Source organism: Actinoallomurus liliacearum, assembly GCF_039542035.1.
GTDB lineage: Bacteria > Actinomycetota > Actinomycetes > Streptosporangiales > Streptosporangiaceae > Actinoallomurus > Actinoallomurus liliacearum.
Genome location: NZ_BAABHJ010000039.1, coordinates 169,643 through 193,043, shown reverse-complemented (window position 1 = coordinate 193,043; position 23,401 = coordinate 169,643). Strand labels below are relative to the sequence as shown.

The window sequence follows — 23,401 nt, the reverse complement described above, 5'->3', positions numbered from 1 at the left end:
CGAGGCCAGAATGAGCCACTGGCGGTCCCCAGCCTTGATAACTGCGCGTGAACGCGTTGGCGAAGACCTTGCGGGAATGTGTGCTCCCGCGACTATCGCCGCGGCGTTGCGACGCATCGCCCCGACACCGGCGCCCATGACGATCCAGTCCCGCGTCCGCCGCTGGTGGAAGCGTCGCATCGGCACCTCGTGACGGCCCGGGACGTCTTTCCCCCTGCCCTCGTCGACGAGCAGGTACCAGCCTGCGCCGTCGTTGGACTGTTGACTGCGCCAAGCATCGCGACAGCAGAGCGGAGGCCACCCCATGCCTGGGAGGCTTGGTGGGGGTCGGACATCGGGCCCGGCTGCGCGAGTGAGTGCGGGACACGACTCTGCCAAGCTGAAGCCACAACAGCCTCAGCGTCCATCTCACACGCACCCGGCCGCTTTAGGGCGGAAGAGGCCTTCCTTGCATCTGATCCTCAAAGGGAGAGGTGTGAGGTGTGATGCCGATCTTGCCGGTATCGCCGGGCCGGCACGCGGCTCGGGTCGTCGAGGTGCTGGTGCGAGGCCTGGCGGTCGTGCTCGGCATGCTCGTGCTAGTGACCTTCTTCACTCCGCTGGTTCCCGCCCTGCTGCTGTGGCCTGTACTGCGCTGGAATCGGGTCCGCTGGGTATTGAGCGCGTTCCTGCACGCGGCGGGAAGTATCGCGGAACTGGGGCGTCCAGGCGCCAGCAAAGCCGAGGACGCCGCACCCTCCCGTGGCTGGCCGGAGCGCTGAAATCCGAAGATCACGGCGGAGGCCACCGAGCCGCTCGGGACCAAGGACCTCGACCGGCTGCGGCACCGAATACTCCACCCAGTTCTTCGTCGGGTACCTGACCGAGTACAGCCTCAGCGCCGACAACCTGTTCGTCCTCTACCTGATCACGGCGCGGTCCGCCCCCCAACCATCACAAGATTCTCCTGATCGGCATCGTGATCGCCAGTGATGCGGCGGATCTTCATCGCGATCGGGGCCGCCGCGCCGGCCCGGTTCGCGTGGCTGTTCTACGTCGTCGGCGCCTTCCTCATCCGGGCGGCCTACGGGCTGATTGGTAGCGGAAGCGGCCAGCCGTGAAATACGAACAGCCAGCAGCCGAGAATGGGAGGCTGGGGCGCGTCAGCGACGTCCTGTCACCGCCCCCTGAACCGAGAGGGAGCCCGATGCCCCCACCCGCACCCTGCTGCTGCCCGTCGTGCAGGACGCCCTGGCCGGCCTTTACGAGCTGGATGTGCTGCTGTGCCTGATGCCCCGGCCGAACGCCCCGGGCCAAGAAACCGAGAGGATGCCGATCCCCGGAGCGCCCATCGACGACGTCCAGGAGGCGTACTGGCGGGTGCTCGACGCGCTACCCGAGGGGACGCGGGAGCTGGTGGACGGAACCGAGGACGACCTGCCCAACGTGCCGCTGTTGCGGGGCCCCGACGGTGAGGGAGTGGTGCACCTGGCCGCCATTGAGGTGGCCGAAGCGGACCTCGCGCTGCTCGCCGCGTTCGCCGACGCACTCGACCGCGCGGCCGGCCCGCCCCCCGGCCCGGAGTTCAAGGCGCTGATGGAGGCGCTGGGCGAACTCAGGCGGGAGCACCCCTACTCGTGGATACCCGAGGGGGACGAGGCCACCGTCGCTTGCTGGGTACGGCAGGCGCTGTCGCCGGTCCTGCACTCACCCTTCGAGGGCCCGCGCGGTGCCTCCGACCACGAGATGCTGTCCGAGGTACTGCGACGCGCCGAGGGCTGGGACCACGTCGACGTGGACCACGACGAGGAGGAGGCGGTCGGGCGCGTGATGCTGAGCATGGTACGCGCGGCGATTGGCGACCCGCACGAGGCGGCGCTGACAACCTGATAGGTCGTCAGGACCGGGGCGGCCGTGAAGTCTCCCCGCGGATAAGGCCCTGCGTTCGGGTCCGTGTCACCGGCCGCAAAGCAGGGAGATCGACACAGGAACGTCTCGGCCATCTCCCGGAGCCGCTCGATAGTGATCTGGCAGACTCTCGGTAACAGAACGCCGGGTCAGCCTGGTGGTGCTGCGGCCCGGCGAGTACCGGGCCCCGGGCTGGTCTTGACCCGCTCGGCCCCTGGGTGCGAGCGGGCGCGGTGCTGCGCGTAGAGCGCAACGTACAGGACGGCGCCGAGAGCCACGATTAAGGCCACGAGCAGGTACACGTCCAGGTAGTGGTGGTCGAAGATGGATCGGCGCGGGTCGACCTGGCTGGCGTTGATGCCGAAGAACGCGAAGATAAGGCCGGACGGGATGGCGATCGTGGAGACGAAGCCGGCCGCGACTGTCCATCGGATCCGGCGGTCGTCGTCGGCTCGGCGCTCGATGCTTTCGATTGCGGTGAGCTCAGCGTCGGCTGCGTGCGCCAGGCGCTGCAGCATGCGGGCTACGGTCTGTGCCCTGTCCGCCAGGCACATCGATTCGTATAGCGCGGTGTGGAAGCTTTCGGCGCGCAGTGATGGGACGAGTAGTCCGAGGTCGATTGAGGCCTCGACGCTGTAGGACAGTTCGAGCTGGAAGTCGCTGAGCTCGTCGGAGATTCGCTCCAGCAGGTGGCGGCGCTGGGCGATGGTGGCGGTGTCGGCGTGCTGCCCGCGGCGGAATAGCCGTACGGCGCGGTGGGCGGCGTGGCGGATCTGGCGTAGTTCGGCGGCGGCGCCGACGGCTTGGACGGCGGAGATGAACACGGTGTTTTCGATGAAATCGGCGTGCCCGCAGACGACGCTGACGTAGGGACTGACGGCGGCGAGCCAGCCGGGGCGGCGGTTGAGCTCGCCGGGGTGGCGGATCTCGCTGTGCTGGCTTTGGTACGGGAGATCGGCGCGGTAGATCAATCGCTGGGTCAGTTCGTCCGCGTGGTCGGCGGCGGGCGCGGTCGGTCCGAACACGATCTGGTGGCGTTCGGGCAGGAAGGCTGGCTCGCTGCCGGTGTCGGCTCCGAGGCCTTCGGCGGTCGTGTGCGCGAACTCTTCGAGCGTCGCCTGGTCGATGTGGACGTCGTCGCCGAAGTAGCAGTCTTCCAGCAGCCGGATCGTGTCGCCCAGCTTGCAGTCGACGTCGATGCTGAATACGGCGATGATCTGAGCCGTCGGGAGCCGGAACAGGCACACCCGGGCCTCACGGACCTGGCCGGCGGCCTTGAAGCGCTTGAAGGACAGCGCGTCCGGCGTCACGGTCTGCCGACAGACCACGGCCGGGAACTGGTCGGCGGAGATCCGATAGTGGCGTTCCAAGCGCCACAGTCGCAGGTGCTCGCCGAGATGACCGGCGGGCTCTTCGTCGAGCCGCCATGGGGTGGCGTAGACGTTGGTGATGCGCACGCTGGTGCGTCGTGTTGGCGGATCGGCGCCCTGGGCCGAGGAGGGGTGGGCAGGGGGCGACGTCGGCTTAGAAAGTCGTCCACGCACGCGCAAAGTCACCCTCCCGCAGTGAGGTCACTCGATTCTGGAACTCTTCTTCGATGGCGGTGTTCTCGAGAATCATCTGCATCAGCCATGTCGTCATCCCGAGTTCGCGGACCTCCCGCAGCACGAGGTAACCCGACCATTTGGTGACGTCGAACCCCCCGTAGGCGTCGACGAACTGCTGGTAGCGATCGGCGGGAAGCCCGTAGCGCGATTGGGCGATGGCGATCGGCATCAGATCCCACTCCCTGGGTCCGATCGCGGCCGCCTCGAAGTCTCCTAGAACGACCTGGTCGCGGTCGGCCATCAGGTTTCCCGTCCAGGCATCCCCGTGGATCGGCCCAGGCGGTAGCGCGAACTCGAGATCGCGCCAGCGCTCGTCCAGCTCTCGGCAGCGGGCAGCCAGAAAATCCCAGTCTGCGTCGCTGACACCGATCGCAGCCTCCAGCCGGGGCATGACCTTGGCCAGCGGATCGAACGCCGGCAGATCACATGGACAGTCGTCCAAGGCGTGGAAGCCGGCCAGCAGGCGCGCCAAATCGGCGGTGTCTGGTGTGGGGCCTCCGCTGACAGCGTGCCAGAAAGAGACGGGATGCTCGCTTGCGACGATCGGCTGCTGGCCGAGGTCGTACGGGCGCACCGTGGGCACGCCTCCGGCGTCGAGCCACCGGGCGACGCACAGCTCCCGACGCATCCGCGGCAACTGGTCGGCCGACCGGGCGATTCTCACCACAACCTGCTCGTCCGGGAGCAGGTAGATCGCGTTCTCCCCCACCCGGAGCAGCTCGGCGCGCTCGGCGGACAGATTGGCCTTCTTACAGGCTTTGTCCAGGACCGGAGACAGGCCCGATTCCGTGAACGTCGGGGTTTCAGACACCGCGTCAGACTACAAGAGCGTTCTCTTCCTCGACTTGCACAATGGTCGTAATCGCGTGGCTGTGGGCCCGCGCGCGGCGACACTGTATTCGCGCGCGCCGACAGGAAACGGGAATCTGATGTGGTCCGCCACCATCGCGTGTATCTGGTGAAAACAGCTCTTACCGACACCCGGGCCGGGCGGCGCTGGTGGCCGCCCGGCCCGCGCGGTGATCTCAGTAGCCGAAGCGGCGTCGCCGGTACCATCGGTCGGCCGCTGAGAACTTCTCGGCGATCTCGCGCCGCTGCCGCTCGGCCTCGACTTGGTCCCTCGGCGTCGCCCGGGAGAGGGGCCGCCAGGGCCGTCACGAAGACGACCATGATGATCTGGTCCTCGTGGGTGTTGTGCTCGTCCATGGCGGATGCACTTCCTCTCTTGTCGTTTCACCCCTTGGGGGCGAGAGAGGCGGTCGGACAGCATCACATGCCCGACCCCGGACTTCCCGGAGCTCCCCGGCGAGGAGGGAGGTTGGTCATCGCGGTCAGGCGGACGTTCCATCGCGAGCTTCCGCGCGAGCAGTGCCAGGCGTACGGCGAGAGTCGTGGCGGTCATGCCGTCCACCGTGGTGGACGACAGGCACGGAGGTCAGGGCCGAAACCGGTTCTGTGGATAACTCCGTGCAGACGGGACCGCATCGGGGTACGTCATCGGCATGGGGAAGAACACGGGCAAGGGCGACCGGACACCTCAGCAGAAGTCCGCGAGCCGCGCGCAGTCCTCCGCGGACAAGAACCCGACCGGCAAGCTCGCCAGGGACGGCGGACACAGCCGAATCCAGGCCTCCGCGGACCGGAAGGCGGCCGGCGGCAAGGGCGGCGGGAAGAAAGCCAGCTGACCGTGTGTGAGGCCCCGCCGGGGGTCACTGTGGTCGCCAGGGGATCAGAATTCGAGCGTCGTTGACACTGCCGGTCTGACGGACAGTGAGTGTGCTGTTCCGACAGCTCGTCCGGTCCTCGATGTCGATGGCGAGGACCTCCGATGCGTGGCAAGGGCCGGTCCGGCTCACCTCATGCGCGGCGGCACGCGAAAGATGGCGTGGGTGCACCGCGCGGTCGGCTAAACGGTCCGCCTCACTCCGGCCACATGCCTTTTCCACACGGCTCGGGTGTTGGGTCGTTCGGGGTGCCGCAGCATGTCCAGTACGTAGGTGGCGTGGAGCCTGGCCCATGGGTTGGGCTGCTCGGCCACAGAGGCCAGCCGATTGCGGAGTTCGGGGCTGTCGATGACGCGTGCGATGCCGACGTAGCGTCGGTCCTTGCAGCGGTAGGCCCTGGCCACGATGAGCTCAAGCATGGCGGCGAGGCGCTCGCGGGTGATGTCCTCGTGCCCGGGGACGGCGAGAGCTCGCAGCCAGCTTTCCTTGGTCCCCCAATGCCTGGCGTGTTTGGTCCACAGGTCCGGGTAGCGGGCCTCCCATTCCAGGAAGTTGAGGACGTAGGGCAGCCCGGGCCAGTGCGGCACGTCCTTCGCGGAGACCTGCTGCCAGATGCCGGACGGGAAGCCGTAACGCTGCGCGGCGATGTGCTCGGCGATGGACTGGCGGAACGCCGGATCGCTGTAGTCGGCGCGGGTGCGGTGCCAATGCCCGTTCATCCGCTGAAGCGCCGCCAACACGGCGGCTCCGGTGGCCATATGGTGCCGCAGGGCGATTTCCCGCTCGGCCGGGACTGCGGAAATCAGCCCGTGGGTCCACCCGAGGCGGGCCTCCCAACCTTCGTCCGACATGTGAGTCAGCGTATGGGTGATCGCGAGCTTGTGGATCAATCCCCGAGTCGTCCCGGCCGAGTAAGGCGGCCACGACCCGCCCCAGTGCGTCCGCCGAGATGGTCAGCTCGCCGCTAGCTGGCCGGCCGCTGGGGATGGCACTGTGCACCGGGATCGTCCGGATGGACGAGGCGATCTGGTGGTCCAGTCACGTGCCAGCGACCTAGCGGGCGGTGCGCGGGGGCGGCGTGGCTGAGCAGATCTTGGCCAATCTACAACGGGCAGACCTTGGCCAGCAGCGCAGCGGCGACCGGGCGCCGCGACCTGATCGTCATCCGCTGGCCTTCCAGATCTTCTGTGGTCCCTCGGGAGCGGGCCAGATTTGAATCATGTGGCGTTCGGCGTGACGATGCTCGTCGGGAGCGCGGCCTGCCAGTTCATAGCGGCGATGGCGGCCGGTGACCGAGACCCGGACCCGGTAGGTGCGGGATTGGCCCGGCTCGGCGGGGAGGTACTCATACCCCGGTGGGGCGGACTCGTCGAGGAAGTTGAAGCCGAGGTCGGGGCCGGTGAAGACCATGCCAACCTCGGCAATCTCTTCCCAGTCATCGAGTTCGAGCTCCGGTTCGCCCGGGAGGATGTCGCGCACGACCTCGACGATGCTGTCGGCCTGCCCGGTGAAGATCGCTGCCATGTGGCCGCCTGGCTCGGGAACGATGATGCCGTTTCCCCGGCCGGTGACGTTGGCGGCGTGCCGGCCGGTGGTGTAGTCACTGAGCCAATATTGGCCGGTGGCGGTCTCCACGCAGAAGTCAGTTCTGGGGACTGAGGTGTCGGGTTCCCAGGCCGGCCAGAGGTGTTCCTTCAGCCATAGCACCGGTTCTGGTGGCGCAGCCCAGATCTGGATCATGTGTTCTTCGGCCAGTTCATCGCCTCGCTCCAGAGAGATGTGCTCCATCTCTTCCGCGCGCTGGCGGCCCGTGGCGTGCAGGCGTACCCGGAAGCTGCCGGATGCTGCCTCACTCGACGTGGCCGGGGCGGGCAGGACGAAGTCGAGACCACCGTCCTCGGACAGGATGGATTCCACCCGGGCGCCGTCGTCGAGGAGCAGGCTGAACTCGATCGCCTCTTCCCAGTGGTCCAGGTCGGATTCGGGGCGGTGCGTCCAGGCTTCGATGGTCAGGGGGAGGTCGAAGCCGTACATGCCGGTGTGGACACACGCCATGTGGCGGCTGTCGTCGATCGCCACGAGCGGATGGGCGCCGGGGTCGTCGTTGTCGAACAGCGTGTCGAGGTTCGGCTCGGTCTGGTCCCGTAGCCAGTACTGGTGGTGATCGGCGCGCACGAGCCCGCGGTAGACGGTCTTGTCGCCGTCGCCGTCGCCGTCGTTGCGGCCGGTGGGCGTGCTGGTTCCCACGTCGCTCATCTTCCCTGCCCTGCATGGGCCACACGAGGAGGCGAACGGGGCGGGGCGCTAGGCGGCCTCCGCCCCGTTCACGGTTCGGTGTCAGACGGCGACGTTGAAGCCGTCTCCGACGTCCCGGGCCGATTTGGCGTTCAGGACACGGTTGGCGTAGTAGAAGTTCTTCAGCAGGGCGCCCTGGCTGTTGTTCTCACCGTGGGGCACCCAGTCGTAGCCGTTGCCGGCACGCGTGCCGCCCTCGTTGCTACTTGCGAAGGCGTACTCGTCGCAGGTCGGCTTGTTGTCCGGGTCGGAAATCGGCAGTGGCCAGCCCGCCGGCGGCTTCCAGCCCGGGGGCAGCTTGGCCTTCCCGCAGACCTCGTACCGGTTCTTGTCGGTCAGGTAGCTGTTGCGGTGCAGCAGCTTCGGCGCTCCCCGGCCCTGCCACCGGCGGATGTTGGCGCTGATGAACCGCAGGCCGCTCAGGGTGGTGATGGTCGGTGTGTAGTCGGGCCAGACACAGCCCGCGCCTTGGCCTTTCAGCAGATCATCGCACCGGAACTTCAAGGCGAACGGCGCCCGAAGCGTGGTGGAGGTCGCGCCGGGATAGGTCACCGACATCTGATGGGTGATCGCGCCGGTGTGCTTGGTCTTGGTGCTGTCAGTGTAGGCGACGAGGCCCTTGATCGTGGTGCCCGGCTTCATCAACCCCGACGGGACCTGGCTGTCGGCCTTGCACGGCGAGGAGCACATGCCCTTGAAGTGGGCGGTGATCCCGGCCCCGACTCCGGTCGCCGACGTGATGTGGATCGCGACCTTCTCGGCGAAGACCCGCTGCTTGATGTCGAGGATGATCTTGTAGTTCGTCGTGAAGGTCGCCCTCCCGATCGTCTGTCCGCCTCGGTAGACCTCTGCGTAGCCGCCGCCGTTCTGGCAGGCCGTGGTCCGGTCGTAACCGGGTGTGCAGTCCTCGGCCGCCAGCGAGCCGGGCGCGCCGGCCGCTATCGGCTCCATCGTGAGTGCGCCGCCTACGTGATCGCCGTCGCGGGCGGCGGCCGGTCCGATGGGCCGTGTCGTGTCCTGGCCGGCGTCAGGGTGGGGCGCCGATATCGCCGATGCCGGCGATGACCCGGTGATCAGTATCGAGGTGAAGCTGACGATTAATGCCGATATCCAGCTATTGCGCATCGGGGGGTTCCTTTCTCGGCGACCTGCGGGGGGTTACGTGGCTATGATCTCGCGGCTGGAGGGGCTCACGCTATCGTGTTAAACCCTGACACTGACCATCATCGGTTTTCGCTTTATCGCGACAGGCGCCCGATAAGTTAAATGAGAAGGAATGCCAGTTAGGGCTATTTATTTCAGATTTTTCCGTCTTGTCCGGTGACGGCGTGCCAGGAGGTCGGGACGGGCACCTTGGCCGGCCGTCGTATCCCAGCGAGCCGGCGGTGCGAGGCGCATCGGTCCGGGACTCTGGAAACTGCGGCGAGCCATGAGGTAGGGGCTGGTGCTATCAGCCAGGAGGCGGCTCAGCGGGGGTGGCCGAGGCGTCGCCTAGAGGTGAGGGCAGGGTTCGTGGGTCAGGTCTAGGCTGCGAGCACGGTGACACCATCACCGGCAACGTGCGGGAGCTCGTGTCCCAACACCCGGACGCCCAGAGCCCACATGCCATGGACCCGATGTGTGGCATGGCAGCCGCCCAGAGCGAGATCCTCAGGGAACGACTCTGTTAGCGTCAGCGGCGTGCCCGATTACGAAGCAGGGCCGTCCTCATACGACCGATGCGATTCAACGGCCTCACCGACACTGATCGTCCTGCGTGGTAACTCAGGAGCAGGAAAGACAAGCATCGCCCATGCGGTGCGGGCGGCTTATGGCCGCGGCCTGGCGATCGTCAGCCAGGACGTCATACGGCGCCAGATACTGCGCGAGCATGATGTGCCCGGCGGGGTGAACATCGGGCTGATCGATACGATCACCCGCCATGCGCTCGGAGCCGGCTATCACGTAATCCTCGAAGGGATCCTGGCCGCCGATCGTTACGGGCCCATGTTGCAGGCTCTGCGCCGCGACCACCCGCGCAGCGCCTGGTTCTACCTGGACGTCTCTTGGGAAGAGACGCTCCGTCGGCACGCAGGACGGCCGCAGCGAGCAGAGTTCGGGGCCGAGCAGATGCGGGACTGGTACCAGCCGCTGGGCCTGCTGCCCGATCGGTGCGAGACCGTGATCGCCGAGACCAGCACGCTCGAGGCCACGGTTCAACTGATCATGCGCGACGCGAGCCTGGCTCCGTCCTGCACCAGACCGTCCCACGACGCCTCCCCAAAATCCTGAGAAGGGCGCTCGCGGAAACGCCCCCCTGTGGCGCCTAAGGACTGCGAGGCTGCGCCTCATGCCTCGATGAACACGAGTTCCTCAGGCGGGTGGGTGAGCCGCACGGTCTGGCCGGTCACCTCGACGACCGTGTCGAATCCCGTGACGTGGGTGTCCGGGATGACGATGAGCCGGTCACCGCGGCTGGCGAGGAAGTTCGTGAACCCGTCAAGAGCTGTGCTTCCCGCGCCAAGGGCGATGTAGTCGACGAGACGGCGGAACAGCTTGGGGACAATCACGATCTGGTCGTCCAGATCGGTGAGGCTGGAGATGGTCGCGCCGCTCGTCGTCGCATCCTTCTGCCAGATCCCGGTGCCGGCGGTGCGGGCGTTCTGGGCGGCACTTGTCAGCTCGGTGCGCAGGTCCGGGTACAGCTGGCTGTAGAACGTCGGGTACACCAGCCCTTCGGCGAGGAGCTGATGATTCACGCTGCCCTGGAGAATCTCCGTGGTGACATACACCGGGCTAAGGTCGGCCTGGTCGCTGTTCCCGGCGTAGAGGAAACAGACCGGCCGGCCGTACTTGTCGGCGAACCGCGTGAGGATGTAGCCCGGCGTCTGGTCCGGAGTCGCGCTAGTGATCGTCTCGCCGTCGCGCTGGATGTCGGTGAAGCCGAGCAGAGCGAGCAGCCGGTCGGCGGCGGCGTGCGCGAGGTCGAGGGGCTGGTGCTGCGTCGTCCCGCTCCGCGGGGTGTAGTGGGTTTCGAGCGCGTCGATGGCGTCCAGGCGCAGCTGCACACTGCCGACTGCGGACAGATGGGCGCTCACGTTGAGCTTGGTGAAGGCCTCCTTATCGTCGGGATAGAAGTGGATCGAGTCCCCATCGGGCTGGCTGCGCACGATCTTGAACTGGCCCTTGACCAGACTCAGCGACATTCGGTGCCCCCCTTCTCGTCTCGTCACTCACCTGTGGTGACGAGAGGCACGTCCCAAGCTGGGACTTCTCCTGAGTCAAGCAGGGCACCGTGGTAAACGCCGGTATCTCAGCTGGCGCGCCGTGGCCAGAAGCGGTCCAGGACGTAGCGACGAACGTCCGGCGGTCGTGATCGCATCGACTCTGCGCCAACGCCAGCCTCGTCGGCCACCACAGCGGCCAAGCAATCGCCTGCGCCTTGAGGTCGGCCACCAGGACGCGGCCGCGATCCAGCACCGCGCAGCGGACGCGTTAGACGTCCCGCGCGGGAAGATCGCCGTGATGAGCCAAGACGCGCTCCTCTCCACTCGGTAAAGGACTTGAGGGTCCGCGGCACGGACCGTGACTACCGCGCTCAGGTGGAGGGCCACCTTCGCCGGTATCTGGGGGGCCGTGCGTCAATCGACATAGCCGGTCGGTTCCGGCGAGCCGACCGGCACGCCCCACGCCTCCTCGGCGATCCGAGCCGCCAGCTTGACCTGAGCGACCGCAGGCTCACCCCAGCCCAGCACCTTGGGTGCCTCCGCCAGCGACGTCATCAGCCGGCGGTACGTCCGGCCGTTGTCCGGATCGGGTTGGCGCTGTTCGAACGCGCCGATCAGCCCGACCATCCGGACCTGGGCGTAAGGCTCGCGGCGCGGCCGGTGGACCTCCTGATACCCCAGGTAGACCGCGTCGCTGACGACGACCTGGTTCTCCTCGAACGCCTCCCGAACTAGCGTGTCCACCAGGTCGGCATCGAACGATTCGGGCGTACCGCCTGGCAGGTTGAACTTTCCCTCATCGTCCTGGATCAAGACGCGGCCGGTCCTGGGGCAGATCAGATATCCGTAGACCTGAGTGATCTCCAGTCCTTCTGCGACGGGGGCCTCGTGCCAGAAGTACTTCGCGGCGGCGTCGGGAGTCATTCCCCGCACGTTAGTCAGCAGCAGGCTGAGCCGTCCTGGATAACGCGCCGGGTGGCAGTGAGCGGCCAGGGTGCGACGCGACCCGGCGCTCACGGCGTGAGGCCGCACGGCTATCGGCTGGCGCGGTCTTTGCTCGTGATGACCAGGGGTGACGACTGGGGTGCTCGGTTTTGGTCAGCAGTGCTCTCGGATCGCGTGCGGCAGGTGCTTGTCGTGGAGGCGTTGGGTGAGGGCGATGGCGATGTCGGCTGGGTCGGCGAGGCAGAGTTTGGCCAGGGTGCGGCAGATGCGGGTTTCGGCTTCGCGGGGGCTGATGCCGAGTTCGTTGGCGAGGCGTTCGCGGGTCCAGCCGGTGGCAATCAGCCAGGCGGTGTCGATGTCCCCATCTGTCAGGGTGGGCGTGGTGGCTGGCTGCCTGGTCAGCATGGTGGCGCCCTGTCGGGAGCCGGTGGTGGATGGTGACAGGCAGATCCAGGCGGGGGCTTGGGTTTCTTTGAGGGTGATGGTGATGGGGCGGTAGGTGGTGGGGTCGATCAGGCCGGGTCCGTGACGGACCACGTCCTCATACAACCGGTGGGATACCGCGATAGCGAAGGACGATCGTGTGGTGTCGAACGCGTTCTTGAACGCGGGGGCTTCCAGGAGCCGGAACAGGTGGATCAGGGCTTGGCCGGAGGCGCCGTTCGGGTCGAACCGTACGGGGCCGGCGTGCACGGCCATCCGGAGCCGGAGCCTGCCGGTGGCGTTGGCGACTTTGTTGTGCCGCGCTATCCCGGCCTTGATGTGACTGGCGAGTGAGTCGATGAGGGTCTCTGGTGAGATGCAGGGCGGCGTGATCAGCAGGATCCCGTCGCCGCGGTCCTCACGGTGGCAGATCGCCGGCGGAAGGCCTGCGTTCTGGCAGGCGTGCTCGATGATGCGGTAGAGCGCGTGGCGCAGGTGCTGCTGGACGTCGTCGTCCTGGCGGGTTCCGAAGGCGGCGATGTCGACGGCGAGCATCGCGCAGTGCTGGGACGGTGTCTGCGCGGGCCTGGTGCAGGATCGGCCGGAGGGCGGCGTGGTGGTCGTCATTGTTCGCTGTCCTGTTCGGGGGCCAGGTCATCGGCCCAAAAGTCGATGAGCACGTCGGCGGGAAGCTGGTGGGGCAGGGGTGTGATCGGCGGGATACGTCCGGCGGTCAGGATTCGCCGCAGGATCATCAGGCTGGCGGTGATCTCTTCTTCGAGTGATTGCGGGCCGGACGTCGCGTCGGTCATGCGTGGCACCGGTTGACGGGCTGTGGCCGGGTCGGTTGCTGTGGCGCACGGCATGGAGTTCCTCGCTCCGTGGTGGCTTCTCGGGGTGAGCGGTTCGACCTTGGCCTCTGAGCTGCGGGAGGCGGTAGGGATTCGCGCCTTCCCGGACGCATCCGGACGATCACGCTGCGGCGCCCGCAGGCAGGATCTGTGTGCCGGATGAGGCGTAACGCCTGAGCTTGGTGAGAAAGGATTGCTGCCAGCGGTGTCTACCGGTCACCCTCGAGGTCAAGGGCGGCCCCGCCCGGTGCCCTCACCAGCCGTCCGGTGTCCGGGACTGGGTTCTCCGGTTTGTCACATCCGGATCGGTCCGTACTTGAGGTTTATCTATACAGACGCCTGCCTGGATCCGCTTTCGTTGTAAGCGGCGCCGAGCTGCGACCGTATGTCGACCACCGTCGAGGCCATCTGGCCGTGGTGCCGTACAGCGGTCAGCCGAGTGCGGCGTTCGTGCCGCGAGCGCCCGGAGCGGTCCACACCCGGCACGGCAGCCGGCGCGCGGAGTAGGCAACGATCACATCTGGCTACGCTAGGTGAGTAAGCAAGTACTGAATGGGATGGTAGATGAGCAAAGACGCAACCCGGGCCGGTAACGATGCGGTGCACGTGCTGTGTGCCCAGCTGAACCAGCTCTACCTGCAGGTCGGCGCGCCGGCCTTCAGCGAGCTTCAGCAGTTGTCCGCCGAGTTGCGGACCACTCATCCGGGTGTGCACTACCTGTCTAAGAGCAGCATCAACGACACCGTCAGGGGCAAACGCGTCCGACTCCCCGACTGGAGGTGGGTGTACAGCTTCATCACCGTCTGCGGCGTCCACGCCGCACGCCACGGCAACTCCGGTGCCGACGACATCGCCGACCCGACGCGTTGGAAGGAGCGCTGGTACCGGGCCAAGCAGGGCACCCTTGACACCGCACCGTGGTCCTTCCCGACCGTCGACCTAGGCGACCCGTCCGCCGCGCAGTCGAACGACGCAACGGCGAGCGGCCACTCCGCAGACGAGGCTTCCCCAGCGCCCACAGGCGCGTCGCCCTCCCCCGCCGATCTCACCCGGGCGCGAAGATTCGGTGGGCTGGTCCAATCACTGACCGCGAGCCGCTACCGCAACCTGTTCGGTCAGCACGGCGTGGACCTGCTCGAGGCGGCCGAACGGCAGCACGATCTCGACGCATGCTGCCGCCTTGGCCTGCTTTTAATATGCGTCGGCTGCGCTCTAGAAGGTGAGGCATGGCTGTCGATCGCCGCCCGAGACGGTGATGATCCGATCGCGGTGGCACTCCTGCATACCTCCAGGACCCAGCGCGATGAGAAGGCGCCCAACCGCCTGGAATTCGCTGCAGAGTGCCTTTATGAGATGGCCGTCAGCGAGATGTACCGGCGCATGAAGACCGGCGATAGAAGTCCAGCCGACTGGATCGACCTGTACCTCGACATCGGCTCTCGCTACTGCCGACACGGAGACGCCGCCTACCGCCTGGCCATCCGCGACCGCGCGCATGGCCGAGACTGCGCCGCTGCACACTGGTTCGCCATGGCCGCCCGCAAAGGCCACCCTGTCGCCCCAAGCCGGTTCGAAGCGATTCATCGAGAGATATGGAGCAGAGCACTCGATGAAGACTGGCTAAACGGTCGTGCTGGCGACCCAGATGGCGGGGAACCTCCAGACGCGGCAGATGACGCCTCTGATCCTACGGAGGGTTGAGCGTCCACTGCCGGCACCCTGATATTTCGTCCATCCAACGCAGGGATCCTGCCTGTACATCAGGCCGGCAGTGAAACCGCGTCGCCGGAGGTCCCGACCGGCTGACGGCCGACCGGCGGAGGGCTGCCCGGTCGCCGCTCAGGGAACACGCTCCGTGGAAGCGCGCGGGCGCGAGGAGCGTACGTGTCAGTGCGCTCGCTCGTACTGTTCGATGACCGTCGCCGGAATACGACCGCGGTCGCTGACCTCGATCCCACGCGCCTTCGCCCACGCACGGATGTCCACGCTGCGTTGGCGGCTGGAGACCGCACGGCTTCGAGGCCGCCGGAGATCGCCCGCCCGCCGCCCGTGCTCCACGAACGGCGACAGACGATCGCGCAGTATTTCCGCGTTCTCGGCACTGAGGTCGATTTCATAGGCGACCCCGTCGATAGCGAACGAGATCGTCTCCTCCGCTTCACTACCATCCAGATCATCGATAAGTCGTTTAATGATCTGCTCGGCCATATTCATTCCTTCCTCGATGGATTCCCGATAACGATCGTAGCCAATGTAGCAGCACAGGCCGCTCCCGGGTCGCGGATAACGACTATCAATGATGCCCCTAAGGCGTGGCCCTACGCGCACACAGCGCACGATCAGAGTAACGCGTCAGACAGAACAAGGGCGGCGCTCCCGTTTTAGGGCAACCAGCCTCGCAAGCGAGGTAACTGATACCTGGGAACAGGAGTCAGCTCGACTGGCGCTTCCCGACCTATAGAGCGATGGTCTATCCGTGCGCCATTACAGATCACCCATGGCGCTCCAAGTGACTCTCGCCAGCGAAGGAATCGATCAACAATGGCCGACGCTAATTCCGCAAGTCCTGAGCCAGATCCGGAGCAAAGTTCGTCTCCGCGCGTCCGAAAGAACGGCCCCGGCGACCGCTCCGACCGCAGGACCTCGACACAGGCCGCCGCAGCGATTTGGCGGAGTAAGTGGATTCGCTTGAGCGGTCGGGTTACGCCTCGACGGCTCGGCGTGCTGTGCTGGCGGCGCACGTTCGCCGGAACGCCGCAGCAGGTGGGCGCCGCCCGCCGGTTCACGCACTACCTGCTCGCCGATGCCTCCGCGGCCGACGATGCGGCCTGGGTGACCGGGGAACTGGCCACCAACGCGATCAAGTACTCACGCTCGGGCCGTGAAGGCGGGGTGTTCACGGTGGAGGTACTGCGGTGGCGTCATTCCGTTCAGATCCAGGTCATCGACGGCGGAGGCGATGGCGAACCCCTCCTGCCCCCCACCGCCCCGGCTGCGCGCCTATCCAAACGCCGGCTTCGGCTCGAGGGCAGGCTCGGCCTGTACGGGGTCGGTGTCCTGGCCCGCCAGTTCGGCACCTACCAGCACCTGGACGGTAGCCGAGTCGTATGGGTCCGGCTCACGACCACCCCGGCCCTCGTCATCGGAGCCAACCAATGAGCGCCGCTCCCTTCGGCCCTCATCCCGTCAGCGATTCCCCCGAGGACACCCCGGCAGGAACCTGCCCTATCTGCCTTCGGCCTGCCGGACCAGGATGGGAATCCGAACTGGCTCGGCTCCGGCGAGAGATGCCAATGTTCGGATTCCTGTTCGACGGCCGCTACTGGTGGGGCGTCTACGGATCCCTGGTCATCGTGTCCGCCAGCGACCCAGAGTCGCTCCGCGAACGCTTCCCCGAAGCCGTACGGACCGCCCTTCAGAACGCCTGCCGCAACCGACACGGCAACCAGTAATGGCTTAGCAGAGGAAAGTCGCAGGCCATAGGTCAAACCTAGTGCCATTGGCGCCGGAAAGGTACACTGATGTCCTTTCGGTCGCACAGCGTTGCCGTGCTGCGGATTCAGGAACGCCGGTGCACAGGTCGGTGCCGCCGGACGCGCTCTCTGCGCGTCCGGCGACTAATTTCGACCGCTATAGATGATCGTGCGGCACAGGAGCGAATCCGGCAGGATGAGGTGAGCGTTTTTATGCTGAAGGCCAGGTCCGCGGACTCGAGACTTTGGCATGCTAGTGGTTTTGCGCAGGTGCTCTCTCAGCTGCGCTGTAACTTCAGCGCGCGAAGTAGGTCATGAACAGGTTAGACAACCGAAGTTCGGTGCACGCACAGCCGAATGCAGGGCGTGACATACTGGCGCCGAACTCGCAATATGCTCGAGAAGAGGTCGGGTAGCAGGGATAATCGCAACTATGTCCGATCCCACGCTGCTGCACCTCGATGGCCCGGCGACGATGAACCGATTCGACGAAATCCAGGAGGTCTACGCCGCTGCGTTCCCGGGCTACAGCCTCGACGATCAACGCTGGCGCGTCTCCCGTCAGGCCGCATCCCCGGGCTTCGACACCGTCGCAGCCGAAGCTTCCGGCCACCTCATCGGGTTCGTCTATGGCCTGCCCCTCGGCCCGAAAACCACCTGGTGGGACGGCCTGACGCCACCCCACGAAGCCGAGTTCACTGCCGAGCCCGGCACCCGAACGTTCGCGGTCATCGACCTCGCGGTGCTCCCGGCAAGCCGCGGCCAGGGCCTCGGCCGAACCCTCATAGACGAGCTCTTGGGCTCACGCTCCGAGGACCGCGCCACCCTGGCTACAGACCCGGCTAAACGGGCCACACAGGAGATGTACGAGCGGTGGGGCTGGCGCAAGGTCGGACAAACGCCCGGCGGTTCGCGCGCCACTCAGGCCGCGTACGACATTTACATAATCGCCTTGCGGCCAGGGGTGGACAGCAGTTCCCGGTAGGGCGCGATGGCAGGGTCCTTACGCCGTTCTACCGGAACGGCTTCCCACACCCCGCCAGCGAGCCGGCCCATGATCACCGTCCGATGCTCTGCAGGACAGCGCTCGTAAATCTCCATGGCGTGGTTGACGCCAGCCATGACGTCCCCCGCTTGCACATGCCCAGCAGCCTGCAAGAGCTTGACTTGCGTCGTGCTGCGAGGGTCGGCGTTCCCAAGGACCGCCAGAGCCCGGTCGGTTGCGTCGTCGAGCGGGCCGCGCTGCCCGAGATGCGCATGCACCCATGCGGCGGTGAACCGAATTCGGTCCTCGCCATAGGACATGGTTGACCCGATGTCCTGCGTTACCGACGACGGGAGCTGCGCGAACACCTCCTCAGCGTTCCGCAGCTCGGAAATCGCTTCGTTCCCGCGCCCCTCCATCGCCAGCAGTTGCGCACGCACGTTGTGGACGCTCGCCAGGCCGGCGCATGGCCGACCGCCCGACCTTTCGAAGACGGTGGCGGCCTGGCGAAGCAGGATGGCTGCCGGCCGGCGCTCATACAGCCCGCGAATCAGACGCTCCCCTGCGATCCACAGGCCCAGGTCAACGTCGCCCGACGCATCCGCAGCGTGCTGCGCGGTCATCCACCACGCACGCGCGTCCCTTGTCTGTCCGGTGTTGCCAAGCGACTTGGCCATCAGCCAGGAGAGCCCGGCGTTCACCCGATACCAGCGTGAGCGCTGAGGATCAGCCGAAGGCAGCCGCAACTTCAGCGATTGCAGGTCAACCAGGTCGGCGGCAAGGTCACCGATCAGCACGTCCAACGAGGTCGACAGGTAGGCGTACCCGTACTCGGCCACCTTCTCGTCCCATTCGTCCATTTGGAGCGAGATATCCCGGTGGAGGCTGTTTTCGACACTTCCCCGGATCGTTTGCAGCGCATCGGCGACCGGCGAAACCGTCGCAACACCGAGAGTAGCCAGAGCCGCCAACAACCGTCGCCGCTCCACGTCATCCTCGTCCTTCTCCCACGCAGCCTGGGTTCCGGCCGTCTGGGTGGTCGCTTTCCGGGCCTTCAAATAAGGGCCAAAGAGGTCTTCCTCGGTCTTTCCGGTGGCGCGGCAGTACAGCAGTTGATAGCGCTCACTAACGCCCCATTTGCCCGCTTCCCAGTCACGGATCTTCCGGGCGATATCTTGAAGTTTCGGCAGGGTACGACGCTCGCGCTCAGGAGCAGCATCGCGTAGCGCCTCGGCCATCCCCATGACGCTTAATCCCAGGTCTTTGCGTTCTGCGCGCAGCCTTACACCCAGTGTCGTCGTATCGGCAGTCATGTTGCGTGCACCTCGGCCGGATGATTCCGGATGACGAACCGCCATCCGCTTCCATCCCCCAGTATCACCTGTGATTTCCCCCGACCGCAGCGGTTCCATGACTGCCATAACGTCAACACCGCGACGAAGAGGGGACCGGCGAGTGCACGCACACATGCACGATCCAGAGTCCGCAGATATCGACAACGCCGAGGGGCGTAGGCAGGATCGCCTCCACCGACACGACGACCCGTCCCGACCGGAGCGCGCGGGGTTGCTAGCCGAAGATCCCGCACGTGTTCCGGAGCGCCGGAGCATGAACCGCACGGTGGACGGCCCCCAGGCAGGGGAGACAACTCCACAGATCAGGTTCCCGCAGCCCGAGTACGATCCCGATCGGCCCAATCCCGCTCGCATGTACGACTACTACCTGGGCGGCAAGGACAACACCTCAGCCGACCGGAAGGCCGCCGAGGAAGCCATCAAGCGGGTTCCCGACCTGCGGCTGATCGCCAGGGAAAACCGCAAGTTCCTTCAGCGGACAGTCAGATACCTCCGAGCTGTAGGAATCCGGCAGATCATCGACATCGGCGCTGGACTGCCCACGCTGACCAACACCCACCAGGTCGCCCAGAAACGCGCGCCCAAGACCCGCGTGGTGTACGTGGACAACGACCCGCTCGTCCTAGCCAACGGCCACGCCTTGCTGGCGACCAACGATAGGACGACGATCATTCAGGCTGACCTTCGCGACCCGGACGGCATCATCGGTCACCCCGAACTCAAGAAGCTGATCGACTGGGAGGAGCCTGTCGGTGTCCTAGCGGTCGCGGTTCTGCACTTCGTTCGTGATGACGAGGGCCCCTACGAATCGGTCGCGAAACTCCGCGCGGCGATGGCTCCCGGCAGCTACCTCGTGCTCAGCCACGCCGAACTCAATCAGCAGACGCAGCACGCGGCCAAGGTTTACGACGAAGCAAGCGCCCCCGGCGTGCCTCGCGCTCAGGAAGAGATCGAGCGCTTCTTCTCCGGCTTCCAACTCGTCCGCCCCGGCCTGGTTCCCGTATCAACGTGGAGACGCCCTGGCTATCGGGCCCTAGAAATCCCGTTCCTGGGTGGCGTTGGCCGAAAGCCCGAGGAAGTCTGCCATGGCTGACCAGCGCGCCCGAACGCTGATCGATCGCCTCTCTGCGGCTCTGAAGGGAAGAGGCCTGCGGATCGAGGTTGACGGGACCTGCGTGACCGCGATCAACGAGATCACCAAGGACGCGCAACTCATCCAGAGCGTCCAGATCCAGGAAGTCGACGGTGCGCTGATGTGGTGCTGGCTCTGGCTCGGCCCACGTCCAGTCCTCCGCGGCGAGCACCGGCCGGAGCCGGACGTCGAGCCGTTCTCCCCTGCCGACGAGATCGACTATGCCGCACGCCGAATAGCCATCGTCGTCTCAAGCCGTGTCGAGGAGTCCGCCGATGCGTGACGAACGGCTGGCGGCGATCGCCGCAGAGGTGGAGCGTCACCTTCCCGGCTGGGTCGTCGTGTCAGCGCCGTGGCATAGGGGGCTGACCGCGTTCGCGGCCTGCACGCGGGAGAAAACGGTCATCGACGCCGGCGATGCGGACACTCTCATCGCCCTCTGCCGCGCCGCCCAACTCGCCGACGTATCCAGCGCCCCCCTGACCCCCTAGACCTGGATGCGCAGCTCCGGGCCCGATGACAGGCGCGTCAGCTTACTTGTCGGGTACCGGGCTGCGCGCACCAGTCACTCCCATCCCGTACTCGACCACCGGGCGGACCGAAAAAACCAAGATGACAGGTAACCACATCAGCAACGCGACCGTAGGCGCAGTGGTGCAGGCCCGCGCCATCCGCGGCGACATCCACATACACACGCGGCCCGCTGCCCGCATCACCCCTCGCCAGCTCCCCCGTGGCCCCCGGCTGCTGGTCGACCGCGAGGAGGTGCGTAAGACCCTCGACGACGCGCCGGCCGACTCGACGATCCTGCTCGCCGGTTCGGGCGGCGCCGGGAAGACGGCCCTTGCGCTGGCCTGGCTCCATCGAAAGGCCGGCCGCTATCCAGACGGCCAGCTCTTCGCCGACCTGCGCGGGTACTCCAGCGGCGGCCCCATCCCACCCGGACGCGTGCTCGGGGAATGGCTGCGCGCACTCGGCGTCGCACCTGAACAGATCCCGGCTTCCCTAGATGAACGCTCGGCGCTGTTCCGTTCGCTCACCGCCGGGAATCGATTCGCGGTTCTGGCCGATAACGCCGCCTCCACCGCCCAGATCAAGCCGCTGTTGCCGGGCCCGGGCTGCCTGATGGTCGTGACGGCCCGCGACCTGCTCGGCGGCCTGCTGGTCAACGGCGCCAGAGCCCTGGCCTTGGGACCACTCGAGGAGAGCCTGCCTGGAACTGCTCGATTCGCTGATCGGTCCCGAACGACGCGGCGCCGAAACCGCCGCCGCTCGCACGCTGGTGCACGCCTGCGGCCAGCTGCCCTGGCCGTCTGCCTCACCGGCGCGACCCTCGCCACCCACCCCGACTGGCCGATCGCCCGCCTGGCGCACGGCTTAACACTTCCCGCATTCGACACCGACGACGGAGCCATGACCGAGATCTTCGACAGCGCCTACAACCACCTGCCCGACGACGAAACCCGCCGCCTGTACCGGCTGCTGAGCCACCACCCCGGACCCGACATCACACCGGAGGCCGCCGCCGTCCTCGCCGACACGACGATTGAGGCCGTGACCCCCCGGATGGAGCAGCTCGCCGAGGCCAACCTCATCAACGAGACGCGAGGCCGTTTCTCCTTCCACGACCTCGCACACGATCACGCCTGCACCACCGCGAAGAAGTACGGAGCCGGTGATGATGCGACCGGGGCGTTCGTTCGCTGCGCCTACTGGTACCTGCGCACGGCGGCCGCCGCCCAGAAGGTGCTGATCCCCGGCCGTTGGTATCTCGGGCGTGTCTTCACCGAGGCACCCGACGCCCAGCTCACCGACAGAACCGCATTGGAGTGGCTCGCGGCCGAGCGCCTCAACCTGCTGGCCATCGCCAACGTCGCCCACCAGCGGGGCCTGCACACGCTCGCCTGGCAGATCGCCGAAGCGTGCTGGGGGTTGTTCGTCCGCCGCCGTTACTACGACACCTGGATCAACCTGTATGAGACCGGTCTCAAAGCCGCTCGCGTTGCCGGGGACCTTGAAGCACAAGCCCGGATGCTTCAAGGCCAAGCCAGCGCCTTCCTGGGCATGCGCTGCTACGACCGCGCAGAAGCTCTCGCCACCCGAGCTTTGGGCCTGGCAGTCGACAGCAGCCACCGCCATGCCGAAGCGACTTCACTGGAACTGATCGGCCTGGTCGAACTCGGCTGCGGCGATCATGCCGACGCCCGTGAGCATTTCGACGCGGCACGCGAGATCTACCACGACCTCGACGACGAACGCGGGGCCATGCTCATGACCCGTCACGAAGCCGAAGCCGACCTGGCAGCGAAGAACTACGGCAGGGCAATCGAGCTGCTGACGGAGGCTGAGCAATGGTGTGCCGTCCGGCCAGAGGAAAGCTACCTGCGCTCACGCTGTCTGATTCGGCTCGGACGCGCACACCGTCTCCTCAGCCACCACCAAGCCGCCCTGGACACGCTGGAAAAGGCACTAGACCTCAGTAGGGCTACCGACGCCCACCAGCAGCAGGCCGAAATCCTCATCGAGTTCGCCGACCTGGCCGCCAGCATGGGCAAGCCCGACCTCGAACAGCGGCATCTCCGCGAGGCCCACGCCATCTACACGGAGTTGGGCGCTGCGGAGGCGGCGACGGTCGCCAGCCGACTCGTCCCCAAGACCGAATGAAACCGCTCGTCTTACCCCCTCCAGGCGCGAGAGAGATCATCGTCATGTTCCAGTCGCAAGGCCCGGAGCGGCTGCCTGAACACAATGTCAGAGAGATCTTCGGTGCCAGCCGGTGGCAGGTCACCCGCTGGGCCAGTGGACTACCTCAACACCGGAAGACCATCCTCGGCGTCCGCGAATACCGTCGTACGGACGTCGAGCAGCTGGCCAACAGTCCCGGCAACCCAGGCGCGCTTGCCCGCGAGCAGCTTGGCCGCCGCTCGTCAGTGGGCGGCCGCAGCGCCCCGCAGCGACGCCGCCCGCCGGATACGGAAGGGCGTTCACTGCCGTCGTCGGAATCCTGCTGGACCTGATACCAGCGCATCGGTAGCGCGCCGGAGAACCGAGCCGCGCAGCTCCTGCTCCTGGAACGCCAGGGCACCAGATACTGCGACGGCATGCTCCACCTGCCCAGCGGCCACCTCGACGAAGGAGAGCCCATTCGCGCCGGCGCCGCCCGCGAAGCCCACGCGGAGACCGGCGTCCGGATCGACTCCGCCGGCCTGCGGCTGGCCACCGTCGTCCACCACCGGCAGCGGCCCGACCTCGCCCGCGTCGGCATGTTCTTCGCGAACAACCGATGGGACAGAGAGCCCTATAACGCCGGACCCCACAAATGCGGCAAGCTCTTGTGGTGCGACCCGGCCGTACTGCCGTCGAACACGATCGACTACCCGGCCGCCGGCATCAGGGCCGATCTGGCTGGAACATCCATCACAGCCCACGGCTGGTGACCGAGCTTTCCCTCGAATAGCGCGAACCCGCCCCGCCCTCCAAAGAGGTGCGGGGCGGCTTCTCGTTGACGTCGGGGCGCT

General features: G+C 66.5%; 26 protein-coding genes. 15 read left to right on the top strand and 11 right to left on the bottom strand.

Going from position 1 to position 23,401, the window contains the following annotated elements:
• Positions 1–485 precede the first annotated feature (485 nt).
• The 3 genes from ABD978_RS38380 to ABD978_RS38370 all read left to right on the top strand — a co-directional run bounded on the left by ABD978_RS38380 (position 486) and on the right by ABD978_RS38370 (position 1,869).
• Positions 486–761, top strand: a complete 276-nt coding sequence (locus tag ABD978_RS38380; protein WP_345365622.1) for a hypothetical protein — start codon at positions 486–488, stop codon at positions 759–761.
• Positions 762–968: 207 nt separating this feature from the next.
• On the top strand, positions 969–1,100 hold the full coding sequence (locus ABD978_RS38375; RefSeq protein ID WP_345365620.1) for a hypothetical protein: 132 nt from the start codon (positions 969–971) through the stop codon (positions 1,098–1,100).
• Positions 1,101–1,218: 118 nt separating this feature from the next.
• Positions 1,219–1,869 carry a hypothetical protein gene (locus ABD978_RS38370; protein ID WP_345365618.1) on the top strand — a complete coding sequence of 217 codons (651 nt, stop codon included), beginning with the start codon at positions 1,219–1,221 and terminating at the stop codon, positions 1,867–1,869.
• Positions 1,870–2,036: 167 nt separating this feature from the next.
• Here the strand turns inward: ABD978_RS38370 and ABD978_RS38365 are convergent, their stop codons facing one another.
• The gene (locus tag ABD978_RS38365; protein ID WP_345365616.1) at positions 2,037–3,443 is read right to left on the bottom strand and encodes a hypothetical protein; all 1,407 of its coding nucleotides are present in this window, start codon (positions 3,441–3,443) and stop codon (positions 2,037–2,039) included.
• Positions 3,412–4,305 (bottom strand): phosphotransferase enzyme family protein, encoded by an 894-nt coding sequence (locus ABD978_RS38360; RefSeq protein WP_345365614.1) that lies wholly within the window; start codon positions 4,303–4,305, stop codon positions 3,412–3,414. Before ABD978_RS38360 ends, ABD978_RS38365 begins: the two co-directional genes overlap by 32 nt.
• A 691-nt stretch (positions 4,306–4,996) precedes the next feature.
• On the opposite strand from ABD978_RS38360, the gene ABD978_RS38355 reads away from it, so the two are divergent.
• Positions 4,997–5,179 (top strand): hypothetical protein, encoded by a 183-nt coding sequence (locus ABD978_RS38355; RefSeq protein ID WP_345365612.1) that lies wholly within the window; start codon positions 4,997–4,999, stop codon positions 5,177–5,179.
• A gap of 221 nt (positions 5,180–5,400) precedes the next feature.
• Here ABD978_RS38355 and ABD978_RS38350 read toward each other — a convergent pair whose 3' ends face one another.
• The 3 genes from ABD978_RS38350 to ABD978_RS38340 form a co-directional block, all read right to left on the bottom strand.
• Complete coding sequence (locus ABD978_RS38350; protein ID WP_345365610.1) at positions 5,401–6,069, bottom strand: hypothetical protein; 669 nt, start codon at positions 6,067–6,069, stop codon at positions 5,401–5,403.
• 310 nt (positions 6,070–6,379) lie between these two features.
• Positions 6,380–7,474: a hypothetical protein gene (locus ABD978_RS38345; protein WP_345365608.1), complete on the bottom strand. Its 1,095-nt coding sequence runs from the start codon at positions 7,472–7,474 to the stop codon at positions 6,380–6,382.
• 81 nt (positions 7,475–7,555) lie between these two features.
• Complete coding sequence (locus tag ABD978_RS38340) at positions 7,556–8,464, bottom strand: NucA/NucB deoxyribonuclease domain-containing protein (RefSeq protein ID WP_345365606.1); 909 nt, start codon at positions 8,462–8,464, stop codon at positions 7,556–7,558.
• Between the two features lie 729 nt (positions 8,465–9,193).
• Here ABD978_RS38340 and ABD978_RS38335 point away from each other — a divergent pair.
• Positions 9,194–9,784 carry a kinase gene (locus tag ABD978_RS38335; protein ID WP_345365604.1) on the top strand — a complete coding sequence of 197 codons (591 nt, stop codon included), beginning with the start codon at positions 9,194–9,196 and terminating at the stop codon, positions 9,782–9,784.
• Positions 9,785–9,840: 56 nt separating this feature from the next.
• Here the strand turns inward: ABD978_RS38335 and ABD978_RS38330 are convergent, their stop codons facing one another.
• The 4 genes from ABD978_RS38330 to ABD978_RS38315 all read right to left on the bottom strand — a co-directional run bounded on the left by ABD978_RS38330 (position 9,841) and on the right by ABD978_RS38315 (position 12,899).
• Positions 9,841–10,698 (bottom strand): hypothetical protein, encoded by an 858-nt coding sequence (locus ABD978_RS38330; RefSeq protein WP_345365602.1) that lies wholly within the window; start codon positions 10,696–10,698, stop codon positions 9,841–9,843.
• Positions 10,699–11,133: 435 nt separating this feature from the next.
• Positions 11,134–11,736, bottom strand: a complete 603-nt coding sequence (locus ABD978_RS38325; RefSeq protein ID WP_345365600.1) for an NUDIX domain-containing protein — start codon at positions 11,734–11,736, stop codon at positions 11,134–11,136.
• Positions 11,737–11,817: 81 nt separating this feature from the next.
• On the bottom strand, positions 11,818–12,714 hold the full coding sequence (locus ABD978_RS38320; protein WP_345365598.1) for a helix-turn-helix transcriptional regulator: 897 nt from the start codon (positions 12,712–12,714) through the stop codon (positions 11,818–11,820).
• Positions 12,711–12,899 (bottom strand): hypothetical protein, encoded by a 189-nt coding sequence (locus tag ABD978_RS38315; protein WP_345365596.1) that lies wholly within the window; start codon positions 12,897–12,899, stop codon positions 12,711–12,713. The genes ABD978_RS38320 and ABD978_RS38315 overlap by 4 nt, the downstream gene beginning before the upstream one ends.
• Before the next feature lie 603 nt (positions 12,900–13,502).
• Here ABD978_RS38315 and ABD978_RS38310 point away from each other — a divergent pair.
• Positions 13,503–14,639 carry a hypothetical protein gene (locus ABD978_RS38310; RefSeq protein ID WP_345365594.1) on the top strand — a complete coding sequence of 379 codons (1,137 nt, stop codon included), beginning with the start codon at positions 13,503–13,505 and terminating at the stop codon, positions 14,637–14,639.
• A gap of 186 nt (positions 14,640–14,825) precedes the next feature.
• Here the strand turns inward: ABD978_RS38310 and ABD978_RS38305 are convergent, their stop codons facing one another.
• Complete coding sequence (locus ABD978_RS38305) at positions 14,826–15,146, bottom strand: histone-like nucleoid-structuring protein Lsr2 (protein WP_345365592.1); 321 nt, start codon at positions 15,144–15,146, stop codon at positions 14,826–14,828.
• Between the two features lie 480 nt (positions 15,147–15,626).
• On the opposite strand from ABD978_RS38305, the gene ABD978_RS38300 reads away from it, so the two are divergent.
• The 3 genes from ABD978_RS38300 to ABD978_RS38290 all read left to right on the top strand — a co-directional run bounded on the left by ABD978_RS38300 (position 15,627) and on the right by ABD978_RS38290 (position 17,396).
• Complete coding sequence (locus ABD978_RS38300; RefSeq protein WP_345365590.1) at positions 15,627–16,097, top strand: ATP-binding protein; 471 nt, start codon at positions 15,627–15,629, stop codon at positions 16,095–16,097.
• 134 nt (positions 16,098–16,231) lie between these two features.
• The gene (locus ABD978_RS38295; protein WP_345365588.1) at positions 16,232–16,390 is read left to right on the top strand and encodes a hypothetical protein; all 159 of its coding nucleotides are present in this window, start codon (positions 16,232–16,234) and stop codon (positions 16,388–16,390) included.
• 454 nt (positions 16,391–16,844) lie between these two features.
• Positions 16,845–17,396: a GNAT family N-acetyltransferase gene (locus ABD978_RS38290; protein ID WP_345365586.1), complete on the top strand. Its 552-nt coding sequence runs from the start codon at positions 16,845–16,847 to the stop codon at positions 17,394–17,396.
• On the opposite strand, the gene ABD978_RS38285 is transcribed toward ABD978_RS38290, so the two are convergent.
• Positions 17,351–18,709 carry a hypothetical protein gene (locus ABD978_RS38285; RefSeq protein WP_345365584.1) on the bottom strand — a complete coding sequence of 453 codons (1,359 nt, stop codon included), beginning with the start codon at positions 18,707–18,709 and terminating at the stop codon, positions 17,351–17,353. The genes ABD978_RS38290 and ABD978_RS38285 overlap by 46 nt on opposite strands.
• 295 nt (positions 18,710–19,004) lie before the next feature.
• On the opposite strand from ABD978_RS38285, the gene ABD978_RS38280 reads away from it, so the two are divergent.
• From ABD978_RS38280 to ABD978_RS38255, 6 genes are all read left to right on the top strand, one after another.
• Entirely contained in the window at positions 19,005–19,844 is an 840-nt protein-coding gene (locus ABD978_RS38280; protein ID WP_345365582.1) for an SAM-dependent methyltransferase, read from the top strand.
• Positions 19,837–20,166, top strand: coding sequence for a hypothetical protein (locus ABD978_RS38275; protein ID WP_345365580.1), 330 nt, complete (start codon positions 19,837–19,839; stop codon positions 20,164–20,166). Before ABD978_RS38280 ends, ABD978_RS38275 begins: the two co-directional genes overlap by 8 nt.
• A complete protein-coding gene (locus ABD978_RS38270) occupies positions 20,159–20,374 on the top strand; it encodes a hypothetical protein (protein ID WP_345365578.1) in 216 nt (71 codons plus the stop codon). Before ABD978_RS38275 ends, ABD978_RS38270 begins: the two co-directional genes overlap by 8 nt.
• Before the next feature lie 121 nt (positions 20,375–20,495).
• On the top strand, positions 20,496–22,547 hold the full coding sequence (locus ABD978_RS38265; RefSeq protein WP_345365576.1) for a tetratricopeptide repeat protein: 2,052 nt from the start codon (positions 20,496–20,498) through the stop codon (positions 22,545–22,547).
• Positions 22,544–22,900 (top strand): hypothetical protein, encoded by a 357-nt coding sequence (locus tag ABD978_RS38260; protein ID WP_345365574.1) that lies wholly within the window; start codon positions 22,544–22,546, stop codon positions 22,898–22,900. Before ABD978_RS38265 ends, ABD978_RS38260 begins: the two co-directional genes overlap by 4 nt.
• A 9-nt stretch (positions 22,901–22,909) precedes the next feature.
• The gene (locus ABD978_RS38255) at positions 22,910–23,320 is read left to right on the top strand and encodes an NUDIX domain-containing protein (RefSeq protein WP_345365713.1); all 411 of its coding nucleotides are present in this window, start codon (positions 22,910–22,912) and stop codon (positions 23,318–23,320) included.
• Positions 23,321–23,401 lie beyond the last annotated feature (81 nt).